At 61.3% G+C, this 16,902-nt stretch carries 16 protein-coding genes; 8 read left to right on the top strand and 8 right to left on the bottom strand.

What is annotated here, in order from left to right; translation table 11 throughout:
• Positions 1 to 2: 2 nt before the first annotated feature.
• From AC0JZ4_RS23415 to AC0JZ4_RS23405, 3 genes are all read right to left on the bottom strand, one after another.
• On the bottom strand, positions 3 to 842 hold the full coding sequence (locus AC0JZ4_RS23415) for an ABC transporter permease (RefSeq protein WP_471889081.1): 840 nt from the start codon (positions 840 to 842) through the stop codon (positions 3 to 5).
• Positions 842 to 1,810: an ABC transporter permease gene (locus AC0JZ4_RS23410; protein WP_471888863.1), complete on the bottom strand. Its 969-nt coding sequence runs from the start codon at positions 1,808 to 1,810 to the stop codon at positions 842 to 844. Before AC0JZ4_RS23410 ends, AC0JZ4_RS23415 begins: the two co-directional genes overlap by 1 nt.
• 77 nt (positions 1,811 to 1,887) lie before the next feature.
• Entirely contained in the window at positions 1,888 to 3,435 is a 1,548-nt protein-coding gene (locus AC0JZ4_RS23405; protein WP_471888862.1) for an ABC transporter substrate-binding protein, read from the bottom strand.
• Positions 3,436 to 4,136: 701 nt separating this feature from the next.
• Between AC0JZ4_RS23405 and AC0JZ4_RS23400 the strand changes: the two genes are divergently transcribed.
• Positions 4,137 to 5,345 carry a carboxymuconolactone decarboxylase family protein gene (locus AC0JZ4_RS23400; protein WP_471888861.1) on the top strand — a complete coding sequence of 403 codons (1,209 nt, stop codon included), beginning with the start codon at positions 4,137 to 4,139 and terminating at the stop codon, positions 5,343 to 5,345.
• A 91-nt stretch (positions 5,346 to 5,436) separates the two neighbouring features.
• On the opposite strand, the gene AC0JZ4_RS23395 is transcribed toward AC0JZ4_RS23400, so the two are convergent.
• The 5 genes from AC0JZ4_RS23395 to AC0JZ4_RS23375 all read right to left on the bottom strand — a co-directional run bounded on the left by AC0JZ4_RS23395 (position 5,437) and on the right by AC0JZ4_RS23375 (position 10,508).
• Complete coding sequence (locus AC0JZ4_RS23395) at positions 5,437 to 6,219, bottom strand: ABC transporter permease (RefSeq protein ID WP_471888860.1); 783 nt, start codon at positions 6,217 to 6,219, stop codon at positions 5,437 to 5,439.
• Positions 6,219 to 7,400, bottom strand: coding sequence for an ABC transporter permease (locus tag AC0JZ4_RS23390; protein WP_471888859.1), 1,182 nt, complete (start codon positions 7,398 to 7,400; stop codon positions 6,219 to 6,221). Before AC0JZ4_RS23390 ends, AC0JZ4_RS23395 begins: the two co-directional genes overlap by 1 nt.
• Positions 7,397 to 8,476, bottom strand: a complete 1,080-nt coding sequence (locus AC0JZ4_RS23385) for an ABC transporter ATP-binding protein (protein WP_471888858.1) — start codon at positions 8,474 to 8,476, stop codon at positions 7,397 to 7,399. Before AC0JZ4_RS23385 ends, AC0JZ4_RS23390 begins: the two co-directional genes overlap by 4 nt.
• A 141-nt stretch (positions 8,477 to 8,617) precedes the next feature.
• Positions 8,618 to 9,670 (bottom strand): ABC transporter substrate-binding protein, encoded by a 1,053-nt coding sequence (locus tag AC0JZ4_RS23380; RefSeq protein WP_471888857.1) that lies wholly within the window; start codon positions 9,668 to 9,670, stop codon positions 8,618 to 8,620.
• A 118-nt stretch (positions 9,671 to 9,788) separates the two neighbouring features.
• On the bottom strand, positions 9,789 to 10,508 hold the full coding sequence (locus AC0JZ4_RS23375; protein ID WP_471889080.1) for an SDR family NAD(P)-dependent oxidoreductase: 720 nt from the start codon (positions 10,506 to 10,508) through the stop codon (positions 9,789 to 9,791).
• Positions 10,509 to 10,843: 335 nt separating this feature from the next.
• Here AC0JZ4_RS23375 and modA point away from each other — a divergent pair, with 335 nt between their 5' ends.
• The 7 genes from modA (at position 10,844) to AC0JZ4_RS23340 (ending at position 16,880) form a co-directional block, all read left to right on the top strand.
• Entirely contained in the window at positions 10,844 to 11,638 is a 795-nt protein-coding gene (modA, locus tag AC0JZ4_RS23370; protein WP_471888856.1) for a molybdate ABC transporter substrate-binding protein, read from the top strand.
• A 61-nt stretch (positions 11,639 to 11,699) separates the two neighbouring features.
• Positions 11,700 to 12,401, top strand: coding sequence for a molybdate ABC transporter permease subunit (gene modB, locus AC0JZ4_RS23365; RefSeq protein ID WP_471888855.1), 702 nt, complete (start codon positions 11,700 to 11,702; stop codon positions 12,399 to 12,401).
• On the top strand, positions 12,398 to 13,459 hold the full coding sequence (gene modC / locus AC0JZ4_RS23360; protein ID WP_471888854.1) for a molybdenum ABC transporter ATP-binding protein: 1,062 nt from the start codon (positions 12,398 to 12,400) through the stop codon (positions 13,457 to 13,459). Before modB ends, modC begins: the two co-directional genes overlap by 4 nt.
• Positions 13,460 to 13,555: 96 nt before the next feature.
• The gene (locus AC0JZ4_RS23355) at positions 13,556 to 14,596 is read left to right on the top strand and encodes a LacI family DNA-binding transcriptional regulator (RefSeq protein ID WP_471888853.1); all 1,041 of its coding nucleotides are present in this window, start codon (positions 13,556 to 13,558) and stop codon (positions 14,594 to 14,596) included.
• Positions 14,597 to 14,683: 87 nt separating this feature from the next.
• The gene (locus AC0JZ4_RS23350) at positions 14,684 to 15,352 is read left to right on the top strand and encodes an amino acid ABC transporter permease (RefSeq protein ID WP_471888852.1); all 669 of its coding nucleotides are present in this window, start codon (positions 14,684 to 14,686) and stop codon (positions 15,350 to 15,352) included.
• A 17-nt stretch (positions 15,353 to 15,369) separates the two neighbouring features.
• On the top strand, positions 15,370 to 16,026 hold the full coding sequence (locus tag AC0JZ4_RS23345; protein WP_471889079.1) for an amino acid ABC transporter permease: 657 nt from the start codon (positions 15,370 to 15,372) through the stop codon (positions 16,024 to 16,026).
• A gap of 50 nt (positions 16,027 to 16,076) precedes the next feature.
• Positions 16,077 to 16,880, top strand: a complete 804-nt coding sequence (locus AC0JZ4_RS23340; protein WP_471888851.1) for a transporter substrate-binding domain-containing protein — start codon at positions 16,077 to 16,079, stop codon at positions 16,878 to 16,880.
• Positions 16,881 to 16,902 lie beyond the last annotated feature (22 nt).

Raw genomic sequence — 16,902 nt, 5'->3', positions numbered from 1 at the left:
GATCACTTCCCCTTTCTCGCCAGACGCGGATTGAGTGCGTCGTTGAGGCCTTCGCCGACGAGGTTGAGCGCCAGCACGGTCAGAAGGATGGCAAGGCCGGGGAAGAAGCTGACCCACCAGGCCTGGCGGATGACGGTGCGGCCGGCGCCGATGATATAGCCCCAGGACATCACATTGGCGTCGCCAAGTCCAAGGAAGGAGAGGGAGCTTTCGATCAGGATCGCAGCCGCAACCATCATCGAGGCAAGCACGATGATCGGCGACAGCGTGTTCGGCAGGATCTGCCGCCAGATGATCGTCGCGTGGGTCTGACCGGACAGGACGGCCGCCTCGACGAATTCCCGCGAGCGCAGGGACATCACTTCGCCACGCAGGAGCCGCGCCACCGGGGGCCACGAGACTATCGCGATGGCAACGATGATCGAGGTGATCGACGGCTGGAAGATGGCAACCAGCACGATCGCCAGCGCAAAGCTCGGCACGCTCTGGAAGAATTCGGTAAAGCGCATCAAGACGTCGTCGACCCAGCCGCCGAAATAGCCGGCCACTGCGCCGATCGGGATGCCGATCAAAAGCGACACGATGGTGGATACCAGTCCGACCAGAAGCGAGATGCGAGCACCATGGGCAAGGCCGGCGGCAAGATCACGGCCCATCGGGTCCGTGCCGAACATGAAGGCATCCATGGTAAAGGGCGGAATGAACGGCCGCTGCACCATCGCCCAGGGCGACCGGGTGAAGATGAATGGCGCGGCGATCGACAGGGCGATGACCAGAAGCAGGATGACGAGACCGACAACGGCGCCGCGGTTCTGCGAGAAGCGTTTCCAGAAGTCTTTCATCATGCCACCCGGATTCTGGGATCGACGAGGCGATAGAGCACGTCGGTGATCAGGTTGAACAGGAGAACCATCGCCGCCGACATGACGAAGACGCCGAGCAGCAGGTTGTAGTCACGCTGCGACAGCGCATCGAACATCAGGCGGCCGATGCCCGGCCAGGCGAACACCGTCTCGATCAGCACCGCGCCACCGACAAGCTGTCCCGCCTGCAGGCCGGCAAGCGTGACCACCGGCAGCAGAGCATTGCGCAGTACGTGACGTCTCTGGATGACACCGGGACGAAGGCCTTTTGCCTTGGCGGTCTTGACGAAATCCATGCGGTTGACCTCCAGCATCGAGGCGCGCGTCATGCGGACATAGACGGCCATGAAAAACAGGCCGAGGGTCATCGCCGGCAGGATGAGATGCTGGAGAATATCGAGAACACGCGCCATTCCGGTATAGTTGGCGCCGACCGTCTCGAAGCCGAAGCCGGGGAGCCAGTTGAGCTGGACGGAGAACAGAAGCACGGCCATCAGCGCCAGCCAGAACAGCGGCGTCGCGTAGAAGATCAGCGCGAATAGCGACATCAGCGTGTCCGACCAGCGTCCCTGGCGGGCGGCCGCAAACGCGCCGGCGGCAATGCCGAGACCAAGCGAGATGGCGAAGGCGGCGAGAGAAAGGATCAGGGTTGCGGGCAGCCGGTCGGCGATCAGATCCAGAACCGGCAGCTGCTGGCGGTAGGAATAGCCGAGGTCGAGCCGCGCCACCGACGACAGGTAGATCCACAATTGAACATAAAGCGGCTGGTCGAGACCGAAACGCTCGCGCAACTGCTGCAGGAACATCTCGTCCGTCTCACCGGCCTCGCCGGCCATGACGGAAGCCGGATCGCCGGGGGCGGAATGGATCAGGAAGAAATTGAGTATGGTGATGCAAAACAGGATGACGATCGCTTTCAGCAATCGCCCCGTGATGAATTTAAGCATGGAAAACCCGGCTGGCTTTTGAGGTCCAAGGGATCAGGCGGGGCAGGCCCCGCCTGATTGCGGCGCAAGGGTTGGCCTTACTGCTTGATCCAGGTGTCGCGCAGGGACTCTGCCAGACCGTTTGCCGTGGTTACCACATCCTGGAACTTGCAATTGTAGATGGTCGGAAACCCGAGTTCTAGCAACCACGCGACAGGCACGTCCTCCTGCAGCTTGGCCTGCACGACATCATAGATCTTCTGGCGTTCGGGCGCCGGGAAGGCGACGGCGGCATCGTCGAACAGCTTGTCGATTTCCGGGTTGGAATACCCCTCGACATTGTTCCATGGCGAGCCCTTGGAGATCTGGCTTGTCTTGTAGTTGCGGTCGACACCGATCGCCGGATCGCCGTTCTGGTAGAGGAAGGTGAAAGCGATGTCGTAATCCCAGTTGGCGGTGCGCTGGTTCCAGCCCGCCACATCGGTCGATTCGATTTCGACCGGGATGCCGACTTCATCGAGATTCTGCTTCACGGCCTCGGCCCAGCGCTGCCACGTCTCACCGTAGGGCAGCGGGAGGAGCTTGAGCGGTTTTCCGTCATAGCCGATCTCTTCCAGCAGCGCCTTTGCCTTGTCAGGATCATAGGCGTATTTCGGGCCGACATCGCTATAGAAGGGCAGCTTCGAGGAGAAGGGGCCGGTCGCGACCTTGCCGTAGCCGTTCCACAACACATCCTTGGCGAATTCGCGGTCGAGCGCATACATGATCGCCTGACGGAACTTCGGGTTGTCCATCGGCGCAGTCCGGTTGTTGAGCCACAACCATGACAGCGGCGCGAAATATTCCCAACCCTTTTCCGTCGTGCAGGTATTTTCCATGCCGGAAAGCCGCGGAATGTCGAAATTCTCGACAGATCCACCCGGCAGGATGTCCACCTTGCCGGTCTCGAAGGCGACGGCACGCGCTGCGCCGTCGGGGATGACGTGGTAGAAGACCTCATCCAGGTAAGGCTGTCCCTTAAGATAATAGTCTTCATTCTTGGTCAGCTTGATGAAGCTGCCGCGCTGCCACTCGGCGAATTTGAAAGGACCTGTACCGATCGGCTTTTCATTGGCCGGATTGGTCATGTAGTCGGTGCCCTCGTAAACATGCTTCGGCACGATCGGCATCGCTCCGAACGAGAAGGAGCGGATGAAGGGCTCGAATGGCTGCTTCAGCTGGAATACGACCGTCTTGTCATCGGGCGCCGTAACGCTCTCGACGCGCGCCATGACGTTACGGTGGCGCGGCTGCGTCTTCATCAGGAAGTCGTTGGCCGAGAAAAGCACGTCGGCCGCGGTCATCGGCTGGCCATCGTGGAACTTTACATCGTCCTGCAGCACGAATGTGTAAGTCTTGCCGTCTTCGGAAATGGTCCAGGACTTGGCCAGCGCCGGCATCGGCTGCAGTTTTTCATCGTATCGAAGCAGGCTCTCGAACAGGTTGCCGCCGACGGCAAGTGCGGGACCGTTGGTGGTGATGCCGATCATAACGCTCGGCGGTTCGGGTTGAACAATCAGATTGACCCTGCCACCCGGAACGGGCTGGGAGAAAGCTACAGTGGCGGTCAGAAACAGGCCGAGGGATGCAGTAAGCAGTCGTCGCATGAAGTTCCCCTTATGGATTTTCGTTTGCGTGCGGACGTCACTTCGGAACACATCAAATTAATCAATATACCGATATATCGATGCTCCATTTTGACTCTGGCTTTCTGCAGCTGTCAAGCATCGAAGGGAAGATTTTGCACAAAAACTGAACCCGCACCCCGAGTGCATAAATACTCATCACCTGACGAAAACTTGCCCTCAATGTCGAGGTCGGGTTTGCGACCGCAAGCTGCACCATTCGCCTAAATTAGCCTCCTGCAGCCAGGCAATGCATCCGCAGATAGACCTCACTTCTCCGTCACTTACATGTGTTGGCGAGTTGACCGGCGGGACCAAAGAACAAGCCTCCGAGGAAAACGGGACAAGTTATTGATAAAATTAGTTTATCATCAAGATTCTCGGATAGATGAATCTGAGGCATAGGACCTATATTCTGGCGATGGGTAATCCGCAGCACCCTATTCTCCTAGCGTTTCGCATCAGGAGCAGAAGGGGCGCATCATGTGCATTGAACACGGAAAAGCCGAACTGAGGCATGGAACCGTTGGCGGTCGATTTCGCACCTGCCAGCTGATCTGACCCAAGGCTTTCGCTAATTCCCCATATGTCGGCCCTGCCAGACCGCCTTCACCCTGGCGGGTGCGCCCAGCATGCTTCCCCTGACAAAAAACCCCGCATCAAACATCCCGAAGAGAGGTACAATGAAGAAACTTGCCGCCGCCATCGCCACGACCGTCGCAACGTTCAGCCCCCTCGAAGCCCTGTCCCAGGAGAAGCCTGTACCGCGGCCGATGGCAACGGAGACCGTCCGGCAAGTCTCTCCGGCGCTTGCGCACTACACCGACTACGTGCTTTTCGGTGATGTCTGGGGACGGGAAGGGCTGACGCCTCGCGATCGTAGCCTTGTGACGATAACCACCCTGATTGCCAACGGCCGGGCAGGGCAGTTGCCCAATCACCTTCGCCGCGCACTGAACAACGGCGTCACACCGCTGGAAATCAGCGAGGTGCTTGGGCATCTGGCCTTCTATTCCGGCTGGCCGACTGCCTATGGCGCAGCCGATGCGGTCAGCGCCATCCTGAAGGAACGCGGCGAAGAGGCCGCCTTGGCGAACCTCGCCGAACAGCCGGCGCTGACCGTCGATGCGGCGACAGCCGAACGGCATGCCGTAACGCTCGGCATTCCCGCGTCCGAGGCGGTCGGATCGTTCACGACGCAGACAAGCGAGACCATCATCAACGACCTCTGGCTGCGCCCTGGCCTTGCTCCGCGCGACCGTCACCTGGTCACGGCTGCCGCCCTCATAGCCAACGGCCAGCCGGAATTGCTGCCCTTCTACATCAACGGCGCGATGGACAACGGCATGACCGCCGGCGAACTGTCGGAAGCGGTCAACCACATCGCCTTTTATGCCGGATGGCCGGACGTCGTTCGCGCCGCCCCTGCGGTCCATCGTGTGCTGGTCCAGCGCGCCTCGTCCACGTCCACGGAGGTGCCGAATGTGAGCATTCAGCGTTTTGCCGAAAACCCGATGGTGCCGCAGCCCGCGCAAAACGTCGTCGGTCGACCGATGGCCGGCTCGCGTTTCGAAGCGTCGCCCGGAACAGGCATCAACGGCGGCATCGTCAATTTCCCGGCAGGCTCCCGCACGAACTGGCATACCCACCCGCATGGCCAGACCATTATCGTTACCGCTGGCGAAGGCTGGGTGCAGGTTGACGGCAATGCCATCGAGACGATGCAGGTCGGCGATGTGGTGACGATCCCGGCCAATGCACGGCACTGGCATGGCGCCACCTCGGTTTCCGACATGTCGCATGTCGCAATGGCACGCGGCGATGAGAACGGCCGCAACTCCGTCTGGCTGGAGCCGGTTAGCGAAGAGGACTATCTCGCCCTTGAGAAGTGAGTTGACGTAAAACGCAGCGGCGGCACCAATATGCCGCCGCTGCCTGCGCATAGCGCCAGGCATGGTCGCGTCAGCCAAGCCTGCTGTGACGCTAGACCTCCGTCGACCGCTTTCGCCGCGCGAGCAGGATCACTGCCGCGATCAGCAGGGTTCCGACAATGAACAGGAAGGCGGCCGCTGCGATCGCCGGGCTGATATTGTCGCGAATGGTCGAAAACATCTGGCGCGCCAGCGTCCGCTGATTGGGGCCGGCAACGAACAATGTCAGCACGACCTCGTCCAGTGACGTCGCAAACGCCAGCACCGCACCCGACAGGATACCCGGCATGGCGAGCGGCAGCGTCACCTTGCGAAACGTCACCGCCGGCGATGCTCCCAGGCTCGCGGCAGCAAGCTCGACCTTGCGGTCGATGCCGGCAAGCGAGCCGGACACGCTGACGATGACGAAGGGCACCGCGATCACCGTATGGGCGATGATGACAGCAAGGTGGGTATTGGCAATCCCCATCCGGGCAAGCAGGATCTGCATGCCGATGCCGAGCACGACGACCGGCACCACCATCGGCAACATGAAGAGCGTGCGGATCAGGCCGCCGATGGCCGGCAGGCGTCGGCGCAGGCCCAGTGCCGCCAGCACGCCCAGCACGGTGGCCAGAACCGTGGTGCCGCCACCGATGATCAGGCTGTTGACGATCGCCCGCTGCCAGACCGGAGCGGTGAACAATTCGACGAACCACCGAAGCGAGAAGGACGGGATCGGATAGATCAGCAACTGGCTGGAGGTGAAGGCAAGCGGCAGGATGACCAGAAGCGGGATCACCAGAAATGCCGCCATCAGGGCGCCGAAGATCCATTGCAATGTCTTTGCCGGCATCACGCACTCCTTTCCCGCGGGGCGGAGAGACGGTCATAGACCGCATAGAGAAGGATGGTGACGACGAGGAGCACGATCCCCAGCGCGCTCGCCATGCCCCAGTTTCCGGAATTCGAGGCATGGAAGGCGATGAAGGAACTGATCATCTGGTCGCCTGCGCCGCCGATCAGCGCCGGCGTGATGTAATAGCCGATCGCCGACATGAAGACGAGAAGCGAGCCCGCGGCGATACCGCTGAAACTGAGCGGCAACAGCACCCGGACAAAGGCGCGCACCGGATGCGCGCCAAGCGAGGCGGCAGCCGGCATCAGGTTCTTCGGAATGGTCAGAAGCACACTGTAGATCGGCAGCACCATCAGCGGCAACTGCACATGCGTCATGGCGATAATGACGCCGGTCCGATTGAAGATGAGGGGCAGGGGGCTGGAGATGAGGCTGATCCCCAGCAGCGCATCGTTGATCAGACCCTGCTCCTGCAGAAGAATGAACCATGCGGCGGTGCGAACCAGAAGCGAGGTCCAGAGCGGCAGAAGCACGGCTGCGAGCAGCGCCTGCCTCTTCCATCCGGTGGCGATCGTGATCAGCAGCGCGTAAGGGTAGCCGAGCAGCACGCAGAACAGCGTGACGGTGGCGGAAATCAGGAATGTCCGGGCAAAGATCGCCTTGTTGATCGTCTGTTCCGGCGGCTGCGAGACGATCTCGCCGGCATCGTTGCGCATCAGGTCGACGGCGGCAAGCAGATAGCGATCGGTCGTCGGCGAAAGCGCGTCGTTGATCGCCTTCCAGTATTGCGGCTGCCCCCATCGGCGGTCGAGGGTAGGCAGGTCTATCGGCCCCTCCGGCTGCTCCTGCGCGGCTCGAATGGTCTTGCTCATCAACGTCCGGAAACCGGATTGCGCGCTGTTTAGGCGGCGGACCATGTCGCCAACCGCCTGCTCGTCCATCGCATTGCGCAGGTCGGAGACGAAGGCGAGCTGCAGTTCGGCATTCGGCGCAGTCTCGCCATCCCAGGACGACGCCACCTTCGCCGTCTCCGGAAGAAGCCGCGAGACGGCATCATCCGAAACCGACTGGCTGAGCACAGTCACAAGCGGCCAGACGAAGAAAAGGCAGATGAACAGAAAGAGTGGCGCGACGAGCAAGAACGACCCGCCTTTGCGCAAAAAGGCCCCCGCGCTCATGATGCGATCACCTTGCAATCCGCCGGCGAGAAGATCGCACTGACCTTCGCGCCGCGCGCCGGTTCGGGAGATTTCCGGTCGAGCCGCGCCACATAGGAGGCGCCGTCATCGCCGGACAGCTGGATACGCAGGTGGTCACCCTGGTAGACGCAATCGATAACGGTTGCCGGCAGGATGTTGTCAACGCCGGCTGGCGCACCGGGGCCGATCAGCGAAACCCGTTCCGGGCGCAGGCAGACGGATGCCTTGCTGCCGACCTCCAGACCGGCAGATGCGCCGGCACGAATTGTTTGCCCGTTGGCCAGGCGGATGATCGCGGAGCCTGCACCGGCCCCCGCGACCTCGCCCTCCAGCAGATTGGTCTCACCGATGAATTCGGCAACGAAGCGCGTCGACGGCTCGTCATAGACCTCGCGCGGCGTGCCTATCTGCTCGATCCTGCCCTTGTTGAACACCGCAATACGGTCCGACATGGTCAGCGCTTCACCCTGATCGTGCGTGACGAAGACGATCGTCAGGCCCAGACGCTGGTGCAGGGCGCGAATATCGAGCTGCATCTGTTCGCGCAGGTTCTTGTCGAGCGCGCCGAGCGGCTCGTCCATCAGGACGACCCGTGGCTCGAACACCAGCGCCCGCGCCAGCGCCACGCGCTGCTGCTGGCCGCCGGACAATTGTGAAGGCCGGCGTTCGGCAAAGGCGCCAAGCTGCACCATGTCCAGCGCCCTTGCCACCCGCTGCGCAATCTCCGCCCTGCCGATCCCGCGCATCTGCAGCGGAAAGGCGACATTGGCGCCGACGGTCATGTGAGGAAAGAGCGCATAGTTCTGAAAGACGACGCCCATGTCGCGCTTGTGCGAGGGGACGTCATTGATCTTGAAGCCATCGACGAAGATCTGGCCTTCGGTGGCCGTCTCGAAGCCGGCCAGCATCATCAGTAGCGTCGTCTTGCCGGAGCCCGATGGTCCGAGCAGGCTGACGAACTCGCCCTTTTCGATATCGAGCCGCAACTTGTCGACGACGCAGTGCTGCCCGTAATATTTGCTGACGCCATCGAAGCGTATGCGGATCTCGGCCACGCCATTCCCCTTTTTATTGTCGACGGATACGGCTGCCCGATCGGTCGCTTCGTAAAAGCGGCCCCGCATCCATAAGTCTTGCCTGTGAAGGAGGGAGGCCGCCCTTCGGCAGCCTCCCGATTGTCGGGAGAGATGGTCGCCTTACTGCGCCAGCCAGGCGTTGAAGCGCGCCGTCAGCGCCTCGGAATTGTCGATCCAGAAGTCGACGTTAAGCGCGATCGCATCCTTGAGGTTGTCGGGATGAGTCGGCAGGTTGGCATCGATTTCAGCCGGAATGGTCGCGGCCGCCTTCTTGTTCGGCATGCCGTAATCCACCTTGAGCGGCAGCTTTGCCTGGTTTTCGGCGAGGCTCGCAAAGGCGATGAAATCCATCGCCGTATCCTTGTTTTCGGAATCCTTCAGGATGACCCAGCTGTCGATCGCGTACATGCTTTCCGGCCAGACCAGCTTGAAGTTCTTGCCTTCCGCCTTGTTGATGCCCGTAACGCGACCGTTATAGACCGCCGCAAGGGAAACTTCGCCGGAGGCCAGATACTGAACCGGCTGCGCACCGGCTTCCCACCAGACGATGTTCGGCTTCAACTCGTCGAGCTTCTTGAAAGCACGGTCGACGCCTTCGTCGGTGGACAGAACATCATAGAGTTCGGCAGGCTTCACGCCGTCAGCCAGAAGCGCGAATTCGAGATTGTACTTGGCGCCCTTGCGCAGCGAACGCTTGCCGGGGAATTTCGTCGTGTCCCAGAAATCGACCCAGTTTTTCGGGCCATCCTTGAACTTGTCGCCGTCATACCCCATGGCCAGCGACCAGTAATAGACGCCGGCGCCGCACTCGCTGACGGCTTCCGGCAGGAACTCGTCCTTGACGCCGATCTTGTCCCAGTCGAGCTTTTCATAGAGGCCGTCGGCGCAACCGAGCGCCAGCTCTTCCGCTTCCACCTGCACGACATCCCAGTTCGCAGCGCCGGACTTCATCTTCGCCTGCAATACGCCATAGCCGCCATCCCAGCTTTCCTCCAGGAAAGGCTTGCCGGACTTTTCCGAAAACGGCTTGAAATAGACGTCGCTCTGCGCCGCCTGGGCAACCCCGCCCCAGCCGACGATCGTCAGATCACGGGCATTCGCCTGTCCCGAGACAAGCGTTGTGGACGCCAGGGCAAGCATGCCGAAGGCTGCGGTCTTGAAGATATTTTTCATTGTGTTCCCCTGATTTAGGCCCGGATTGTTATCCTGGGCCTTTGGACGTTAGACGGATCCTTTCGTTTCCTCCGGCAGGGTGCGCAGTTGGCCTGCGTCTATCCTTGAATGGCGGTGATCAGACATGTTGTCCGCCGTTGATGTGGATCTCCGCACCGTTGATATAGGCCGATTGCTCGGTGCAGAGAAAATAGATGGTTCTGGCGACTTCGGCCGTCGTGCCGAGCCGTCCCATGGGCACTTCCGCCTTAACCAATTCATCAGTGCCGGGCGAAAGGATCGATGTCGCGATCTCGCCGGGTGCAATCGCATTGGCGCGAACGCCGCGCGGGCCGAATTCGTGCGCGAGTTCGCGGGTCAGCGCCGCAAGCCCGGCCTTGGAAGCCGCGTAGGCGACACCGGCAAACGGGTGGACACGCGATCCGGCAATCGAGGTGACATTGACGATCGAGCCCTGGGCGGCCTCCAGTTCCGGCAACATCGCGCGGGCCAGAAGCGCCGTCGAGATCAGGTTGACGTTCATCACCTTCATCCAGGTCTCGGCGTCCGTATCGGCGACGCCAAGCCGCGAGCGGCCCGGCCCCTTTGGTGAAATTCCTGCATTATTGACGAGCGCGGCAAGCTTTCCCTCGGGCAGGCGCTCACGCACCTGTGCGACGAGCGCGTCCATTTCCGAAAGATCTGCCAGATCTGCCTGAATGTGGCTTTCGCGCGCCGAAGGCCAACGGCATTCCTCGGAAAAAGGCTGGCGGGAAACCGTCAGTATCCTCCAGCCGTTCTCCTGAAAAAGCTTGACCGTGGCGTGGCCGATCCCGCGGCTGGCTCCGGTTAGCAACATGAAGGGCGTACTGGTCAAATGCCTAACTCCGATCCTCATCAAGACGGAAAGGCGCCCCGATATATTGGTATGTTAATTCCCGATTGAGCGTTTGCAAGCGGTTTTCGAAACTAGACCGGGAGCACCGGAAACGGCAACCGCCGAAGGCAGGCAATGTCGAGACGAACGAGGCGTGAATGCGCCACGCCGGTTGGACCGCGAGCGTTTACGCACCAGGCTTTCACAGCCCATGACATCATTCAAGCAATCGTTATATTTTAAAACACATAACGCTCGCCAAAATGCCGCAGCCGAGATATTCAGGCAAACATCTCGTTCACTTGGGGAGTTTTCATATGAGTTTCTTCGATCGCCGCCTGCTCAATCGGGCAGCAACCGCCGCTGCCGCGGCCATTGTCGTTATCGCAGCGGCTGCAAGCCCTGCCGCTGCACAGGAACGGGTCACCGTCTTTGCCGCCGCCAGCATGAAGAATGCGCTTGATGCGGCCAACAAGGCCTGGACCGGCGAGACCAGCAAGGAAGCGACTGTGTCCTATGCCGCAAGCTCGGCGCTCGCAAAGCAGATCGAAGCCGGCGCACCGGCCGACATCTTCATCTCCGCCGACCTCGACTGGATGAAATACGTCTCCGACAAAAATCTGGTGAAGGAAGGCACGTCCTCCAACTGGCTTGGCAACCGAATCGTCCTCGTCGCACCGAAGGATAATGCCCAGCCTGTCGAAATCACGGCCGGCTTCGATCTTGCCGGCCTTCTGAATGGCGGCAAGCTGGCCATGGGTGCACCGGATTCGGTTCCTGCCGGAAAATACGGCAAGGCAGCGCTTGAAAAGCTCGGCGCCTGGGCGTCGGTTGAAAAGAGCGTCGCAGGTGCCGAAAGTGTACGTGCCGCACTGGCGCTCGTGTCCCGTGGCGAAGCGCCCTACGGCATCGTCTATGCGACGGATGCGGCAGCGGATCCGGGCGTCGCCGTCGTCGGCACTTTCCCGGAGGATACCCATCCGCCGATCATCTATCCGATCGCAATCCTGTCGGAATCGAAGTCCGCAGACGCCAGCGCCTATCTCGATTATTTGAAGTCGGCAAAGGCCGCACCATTCTTTGAAGAACAGGGCTTTACGGTTCTGAAGTAAGCGTTTTGAATAAGGTTGCGGCCTCCGCCCTGGCGGGGGCCGTTTTTCATGGAGTAAATACTTGGACTGGCTGATATTGAGCGATGAGGAATGGGTTGCGATCCGGCTGAGCCTTTGGGTCTCCGCCGTCGCGATGGTCGTCAGCCTGCCATTCGGCATCGTCGTCGCCTATCTTCTGGCGCGGGGGAAATTCTGGGGCAAGTCGATCCTCAACGGCATCGTCCACCTGCCGCTCATTTTGCCGCCGGTCGTGACCGGCTTTATCCTGCTCGTCCTTTTCGGCCGGCGTGGCGTCATCGGCGCCTTCCTCAACGAATATCTCGGCATCGTTCTCTCCTTCCGCTGGACTGGCGCTGCCCTTGCCTGTGGCGTCATGGGCTTTCCGTTGATGGTTCGTTCCATCCGGCTTTCAATCGAATCCGTCGATCGAAAGCTGGAAGAGGCAGCCGGAACGCTGGGCGCCAGCCCGATCTGGGTCTTTCTGACGGTGACGCTGCCGCTGATCCTGCCGGGCGTCATCGCCGGCATGATCCTCGCCTTTGCCAAGGCGATGGGTGAATTCGGCGCAACGATCACCTTCGTGTCCAACATTCCCGGCGAAACGCAGACGCTGTCGGCCGCCATCTACACATTCACCCAGGTTCCCGGCGGCGATCTTGGCGCCATGCGCCTGACGCTCGTGGCGATCGCCATCTCCTTCGCCGCGCTGCTCGCCTCGGAATTGCTCGCCCACATGGTCGGTAGAAGGGTCAGCCCGCAATGACGCTGCTTGTTCGGGCGAGACAGAAACTTGGCGCCTTTTCCCTCGATGCGGGCTTCGAATCCGATGGCGGCGTCACCGCGCTGTTCGGCCGCTCCGGTTCAGGCAAGACATCGATGGTGCGGATCATTGCCGGACTGGCCAGGCCCGATCACGGCCGGCTCGAAATAGACGGCGAAACGCTCGTCGATACGGCCAGCCGCATCTTCGTGCCGCTGCACCACCGCCGTTTCGGTTATGTCTTCCAGGAGGGGCGACTTTTTCCGCATCTGTCGGTCCGGCAGAACCTGACCTATGGCCGCTGGTTCGCGCAGAAGGCGTCGATACCCGCGGAATTCGACCGGATCGTCGAGATGCTGGGCATCGGCACCCTGCTCGACCGCAGTCCGGGAGGACTGTCCGGCGGCGAGAAACAGCGCGTGGCGATCGGCCGTGCGCTGCTTTCAGCCCCGCGATTGCTGCTGATGGACGAGCCGCTCGCCGCACTCGATGAACAGCGCAAGGCCGAAATCCTGCCCTACCTGCAACGTCTGCGCGATGAGACGAAGACGCCGATCGTCTATGTCAGCCACTCGGTGGCCGAGGTGGCGCAACTGGCCGACAGGGTGGTGATGATGAAGGACGGCCGCGTCGAGGCGATCGGATCGCCTTCGGAAATCCTGTCGCTGCCCTCCGCCGATCGCCGCGAGGCCGGTGCAGTTCTTGCCGGCCTTGTCGATAGCGTCGACCCGGCGCACGGGCTTGCAACGATCAGGCTTTCCGCCAGCCTGCTGACGGTCCCGAATGCCAAGGTCGTCGCCGGCAGCACCGTTCGCATCCACATTCCCGAACGCGACGTCATGGTCGCGACCATTCGTCCGGAAGGCCTGAGTGCGCTCAACATCATCGATGGCGTGGTGGCGGCGATCGAGACGGACGGTGAGGGCATGGCACGCGTGCATATTCGCTCAGGCGACGACATCCTGTTGTCCCGCATCACCACCCTGTCTGTCGAAAGGCTCGGGCTTGCGGTTGAAAGGCCGGCATTCGCCGTGATCAAGACGGTTGCCCTTGAGCGGTGACAACCGATTGTTCTCGCTCAACGCGCATTGACCAACACGCGCGCACGCGCAATCTATAGGCGCAATTCGCTTCGGCTCGGGAGGACGGCGCGGCACATGCCAACGGATGATCGAAAGAAGAGCCGCGTCACGCTGCTCGATGTTGCGCGTTTCGCCGACGTATCGCGCGCGACTGCATCGCTCGTGGTGCGCAAGAGCCCGCTTGTCGGCGCAGATACCCGCTCCCGCGTCGAGCAGGCTATGGAGGAACTCGGCTACGTCTACAACATGGGCGCAGCCCGTTTGCGCGCCGATCGCAGCCTGACGATCGGCGTCGTCATCCCAAACCTCGCCAATCCGTTCTTCTCGGAACTGCTGGCCGGGATAGAGGCCGTCATCGATGCGGCAGGCATGGTGGTCATTCTCGTCAACAGCGGCGATGTCTTGGAGCGGCAGGACCTGCTGATCACGCGGATGCGAGAGCACGGCGTCGATGGCGTCATCATCTGCCCGGCAGCGCATACTGATCGCTCGCTGATCGAACGACTGGCAGGCTGGGACCTGCCGCTGGTTCAGGTTTTGCGCCGCGTCTGCGAGGATTGTGACTACGCCGGCGTGGATTACAGCGAAGGCATGCGCCAGGCGGTGGATCATCTGGCCGGCCTTGGCCACCGCGACATAGCTTTCGCCGTCCACGGGCCCATTCATTCCGCCTATCAGGAACGCATTGACGGGTTCCGTCAGGCCATGGAGAGCCGTGGCCTCGATCCCCGCAGGATCACCCGCGTACCCGCCCAGATCGCGGCGATCGCCGATTCCGCCACGCTTTTCGCAAGCGGGCCCGAGCGGGCAAGTGCGGTGGTCTGTTTCAACGATGTCGTGGCACTCGGGCTTTCGGCCGGCCTCTACGATCTCGGCCTTCGCGTCGGCCAGGACTTTTCGCTGGTCGGCTTCGACGATGTCGCCGATGCGGAAGCGATGCGCCCGAAACTGACCTCCGTTGCCACCTTCCCGGTGGCGATCGGGGAGGGGGCGGCGCAACTGCTGCTCGATCGGCTGGCGCAGCCCGAGCGCGCGGCTCGCAAACTTGTGAAGGAGCCACAGCTCCGGGTGCGCCAATCCAGCGCGGCGCGGAGACAGCTATCCAAGATTTCCTGAATGTTCGGGGTTGACGTTGTCTGACAACCGACTTAGATCGATCTAAAGCGTCGCAGGGGAGTGTGACGCAAGGCGCGGAGGAGCTCCTTGTACAATTTCAATTTTGAGCCCGTATTGGCTGGATTCGACAACCTTCTGCTCGGCGCATGGGTAACGGTGCAGTTATCCTGCGCAGCGATGGTGATCGGCCTGATCCTCTCGATTGCCTGTGCCGCCGGCAAGACGTCGCGGATCGCACCGCTGCGCTGGGTGATCGACGCCTATATCGAGATCATCCGCAATACGCCGTTCCTGGTGCAGATCTTCTTCATCTTCTTCGGCCTGCCGTCGCTCGGCATCCGGCTGTCGCCGAACAGCGCAGCACTGGTCGCACTGGTCGTCAATTTCGGCGCGTATGGCACGGAAATCATCCGCGCCGGCATCGAATCGATCCAGAAGGGGCAGATCGAGGCCGGCACGGCGCTCGGCCTCTCCAAACTGCAGATCTTCCGCTACATCATCATGAAGCCGGCCCTCAGGACCGTCTATCCGGCGCTGACCAGCCAGTTCATCTACCTGATGCTGACATCGAGCGTGGTCTCCGCCATTTCCGCAGATGATCTGGCAGCCGCCGGCAACGACCTGCAATCGGCGACCTTCGCCAGTTTCGAAGTCTATATCGTCATAACGGCCATGTATCTGGTCATGTCGATCGGCTTTTCGGCGGTGTTCTCGCTGATCGAAAAAGCCGCGTTCCAATATCCGTTGAGCCGCTGAGGGAGAGCTGAACCATGTTGATCAGACCTTTTGGCATCAACGAATTCTGGATCATCGTAATGGCGGCGCAGTGGACGATCGCGCTGTCGGCCATCGCCTTTGCGGGCGGCGGCGTCGGCGGCCTGCTGATCGCGCTGGCCCGCGTCTCGGATGCACGATGGCCGCGCCTGCTCGCCACTGGATTCATCCGCGTGTTTCAGGGAACGCCGCTGCTGATGCAGCTTTTCCTTGTGTTTTTCGGCATGAATATTCTGGGCTTTGCGATCAATCCCTGGATTGCCGCAGCCGTGGCGCTGACGCTGCATGCGAGTGCGTTTCTCGGCGAAATCTGGCGCGGCTGCATCGAGGCGATCGCGCCGGGCCAGCGGGAAGCCGCAACCGCTCTCGGCCTGAAATACTACGACCGGATGCGCTATGTGATCCTGCCACAGGCCACCCGCATCGCGGTCGCACCGACCGTCGGCTTTCTCGTCCAGCTGATCAAGGGCACGTCACTTGCCGCGATCATCGGGTTCACCGAACTGACGCGTCAGGGCCAGATCATCAACAATGCGACATTCAGCCCGTTCATGGTGTTCGGCACGGTCGCAGCCGTCTATTTCATTCTCTGCTGGCCGCTGTCTCTTCTGGCGCGGCGCATGGAGGTCAAGTTTTCCCGATCGACATCACGTTGACCGGACCTGAGCCGGCAGGAGGATGCCGGTCAAACAGAAAGGGTAGGAGCATGAACATTACCAGACGCATGGCAATCGCCGGCATGAGCGCGGCCTTGATGATCGGCGCAAGCACGTCGCTGGCCACGGCACAGACGGTCGAGAGCATCAAGCAGGCCGGCACGGTGAAGATCGGCATGATGGTCGATTTCCCGCCTTTCGGCATCATGAACACGTCGAACGAGCCGGATGGCTATGACGCCGACGTCGCCAAGCTGCTCGGCAAGGCATGGGGCGTCGAGGTGCAGATCGTGCCGGTCACCGGTCCGAACCGCATCCCCTACCTGCAGAGCAACCAGGTCGATCTTCTCGTCGCTTCCCTCGGCATTACAGAGGAACGCGCCAAGAATGTCGACTTCTCGCAGCCCTATGCAGGCATCTCGATCGGCGTCTTCGGCGCGTCCAGCACCGAAGTCACCAAGCCGGAAGACCTGTCGGGCAAGACGATCGGCGTCGCTCGCGCATCGACCCAGGACACCGCAGTCACCAAGGTTGCACCGGCAGACGCCAAGATCCAGCGCTTCGACGATGACGCCAGTGCGGTTCAGGCACTCCTGTCCGGCCAGGTGGAACTGATCGGCGTCTCGAACGTCGTCGCCACCCAGATCGAGCAGGCTGCTCCCGGCCGCTTCGACCAGAAGCTCCAGCTGAGCCAGCAGGTTCAGGGCATCGCTGTACGTAAGGGTTCCGCCGAGTTGTTGACCGCAGTCAACAGCTTCGTCGAGAAGGCCAAGGCCGATGGCGACTTGAACACGATCCATGAAAAATGGCTCGGCTCGCCGCTGCCTGATTTCGTCACGGAAGCCAAGAAGTAAGCCGGAAACAGGGGAGTTCCTC

This window comes from [Rhizobium] kunmingense (genome assembly GCF_977018605.1).
Note: the sequence above shows the minus strand (reverse complement) of the source record. Positions and strands in the feature narration are given on the sequence as shown.

What these genes read in the sequence shown, in the direction of transcription:
- AC0JZ4_RS23380 (WP_471888857.1), bottom strand. Translation starts at nt 9,670, where the DNA reads ATGAAAAATATCTTCAAGACCGCAGCCTTCGGCATGCTTGCCCTGGCG.
- AC0JZ4_RS23410 (WP_471888863.1), bottom strand. Translation starts at nt 1,810, where the DNA reads ATGCTTAAATTCATCACGGGGCGATTGCTGAAAGCGATCGTCATCCTG.
- AC0JZ4_RS23395 (WP_471888860.1), bottom strand. Translation starts at nt 6,219, where the DNA reads ATGCCGGCAAAGACATTGCAATGGATCTTCGGCGCCCTGATGGCGGCA.
- AC0JZ4_RS23405 (WP_471888862.1), bottom strand. Translation starts at nt 3,435, where the DNA reads ATGCGACGACTGCTTACTGCATCCCTCGGCCTGTTTCTGACCGCCACT.
- AC0JZ4_RS23415 (WP_471889081.1), bottom strand. Translation starts at nt 842, where the DNA reads ATGAAAGACTTCTGGAAACGCTTCTCGCAGAACCGCGGCGCCGTTGTC.
- AC0JZ4_RS23375 (WP_471889080.1), bottom strand. Translation starts at nt 10,508, where the DNA reads ATGTTGCTAACCGGAGCCAGCCGCGGGATCGGCCACGCCACGGTCAAG.
- AC0JZ4_RS23400 (WP_471888861.1), top strand. Translation starts at nt 4,137, where the DNA reads ATGAAGAAACTTGCCGCCGCCATCGCCACGACCGTCGCAACGTTCAGC.
- AC0JZ4_RS23355 (WP_471888853.1), top strand. Translation starts at nt 13,556, where the DNA reads ATGCCAACGGATGATCGAAAGAAGAGCCGCGTCACGCTGCTCGATGTT.
- AC0JZ4_RS23340 (WP_471888851.1), top strand. Translation starts at nt 16,077, where the DNA reads ATGAACATTACCAGACGCATGGCAATCGCCGGCATGAGCGCGGCCTTG.
- AC0JZ4_RS23390 (WP_471888859.1), bottom strand. Translation starts at nt 7,400, where the DNA reads ATGAGCGCGGGGGCCTTTTTGCGCAAAGGCGGGTCGTTCTTGCTCGTC.
- modC (WP_471888854.1), top strand. Translation starts at nt 12,398, where the DNA reads ATGACGCTGCTTGTTCGGGCGAGACAGAAACTTGGCGCCTTTTCCCTC.
- modA (WP_471888856.1), top strand. Translation starts at nt 10,844, where the DNA reads ATGAGTTTCTTCGATCGCCGCCTGCTCAATCGGGCAGCAACCGCCGCT.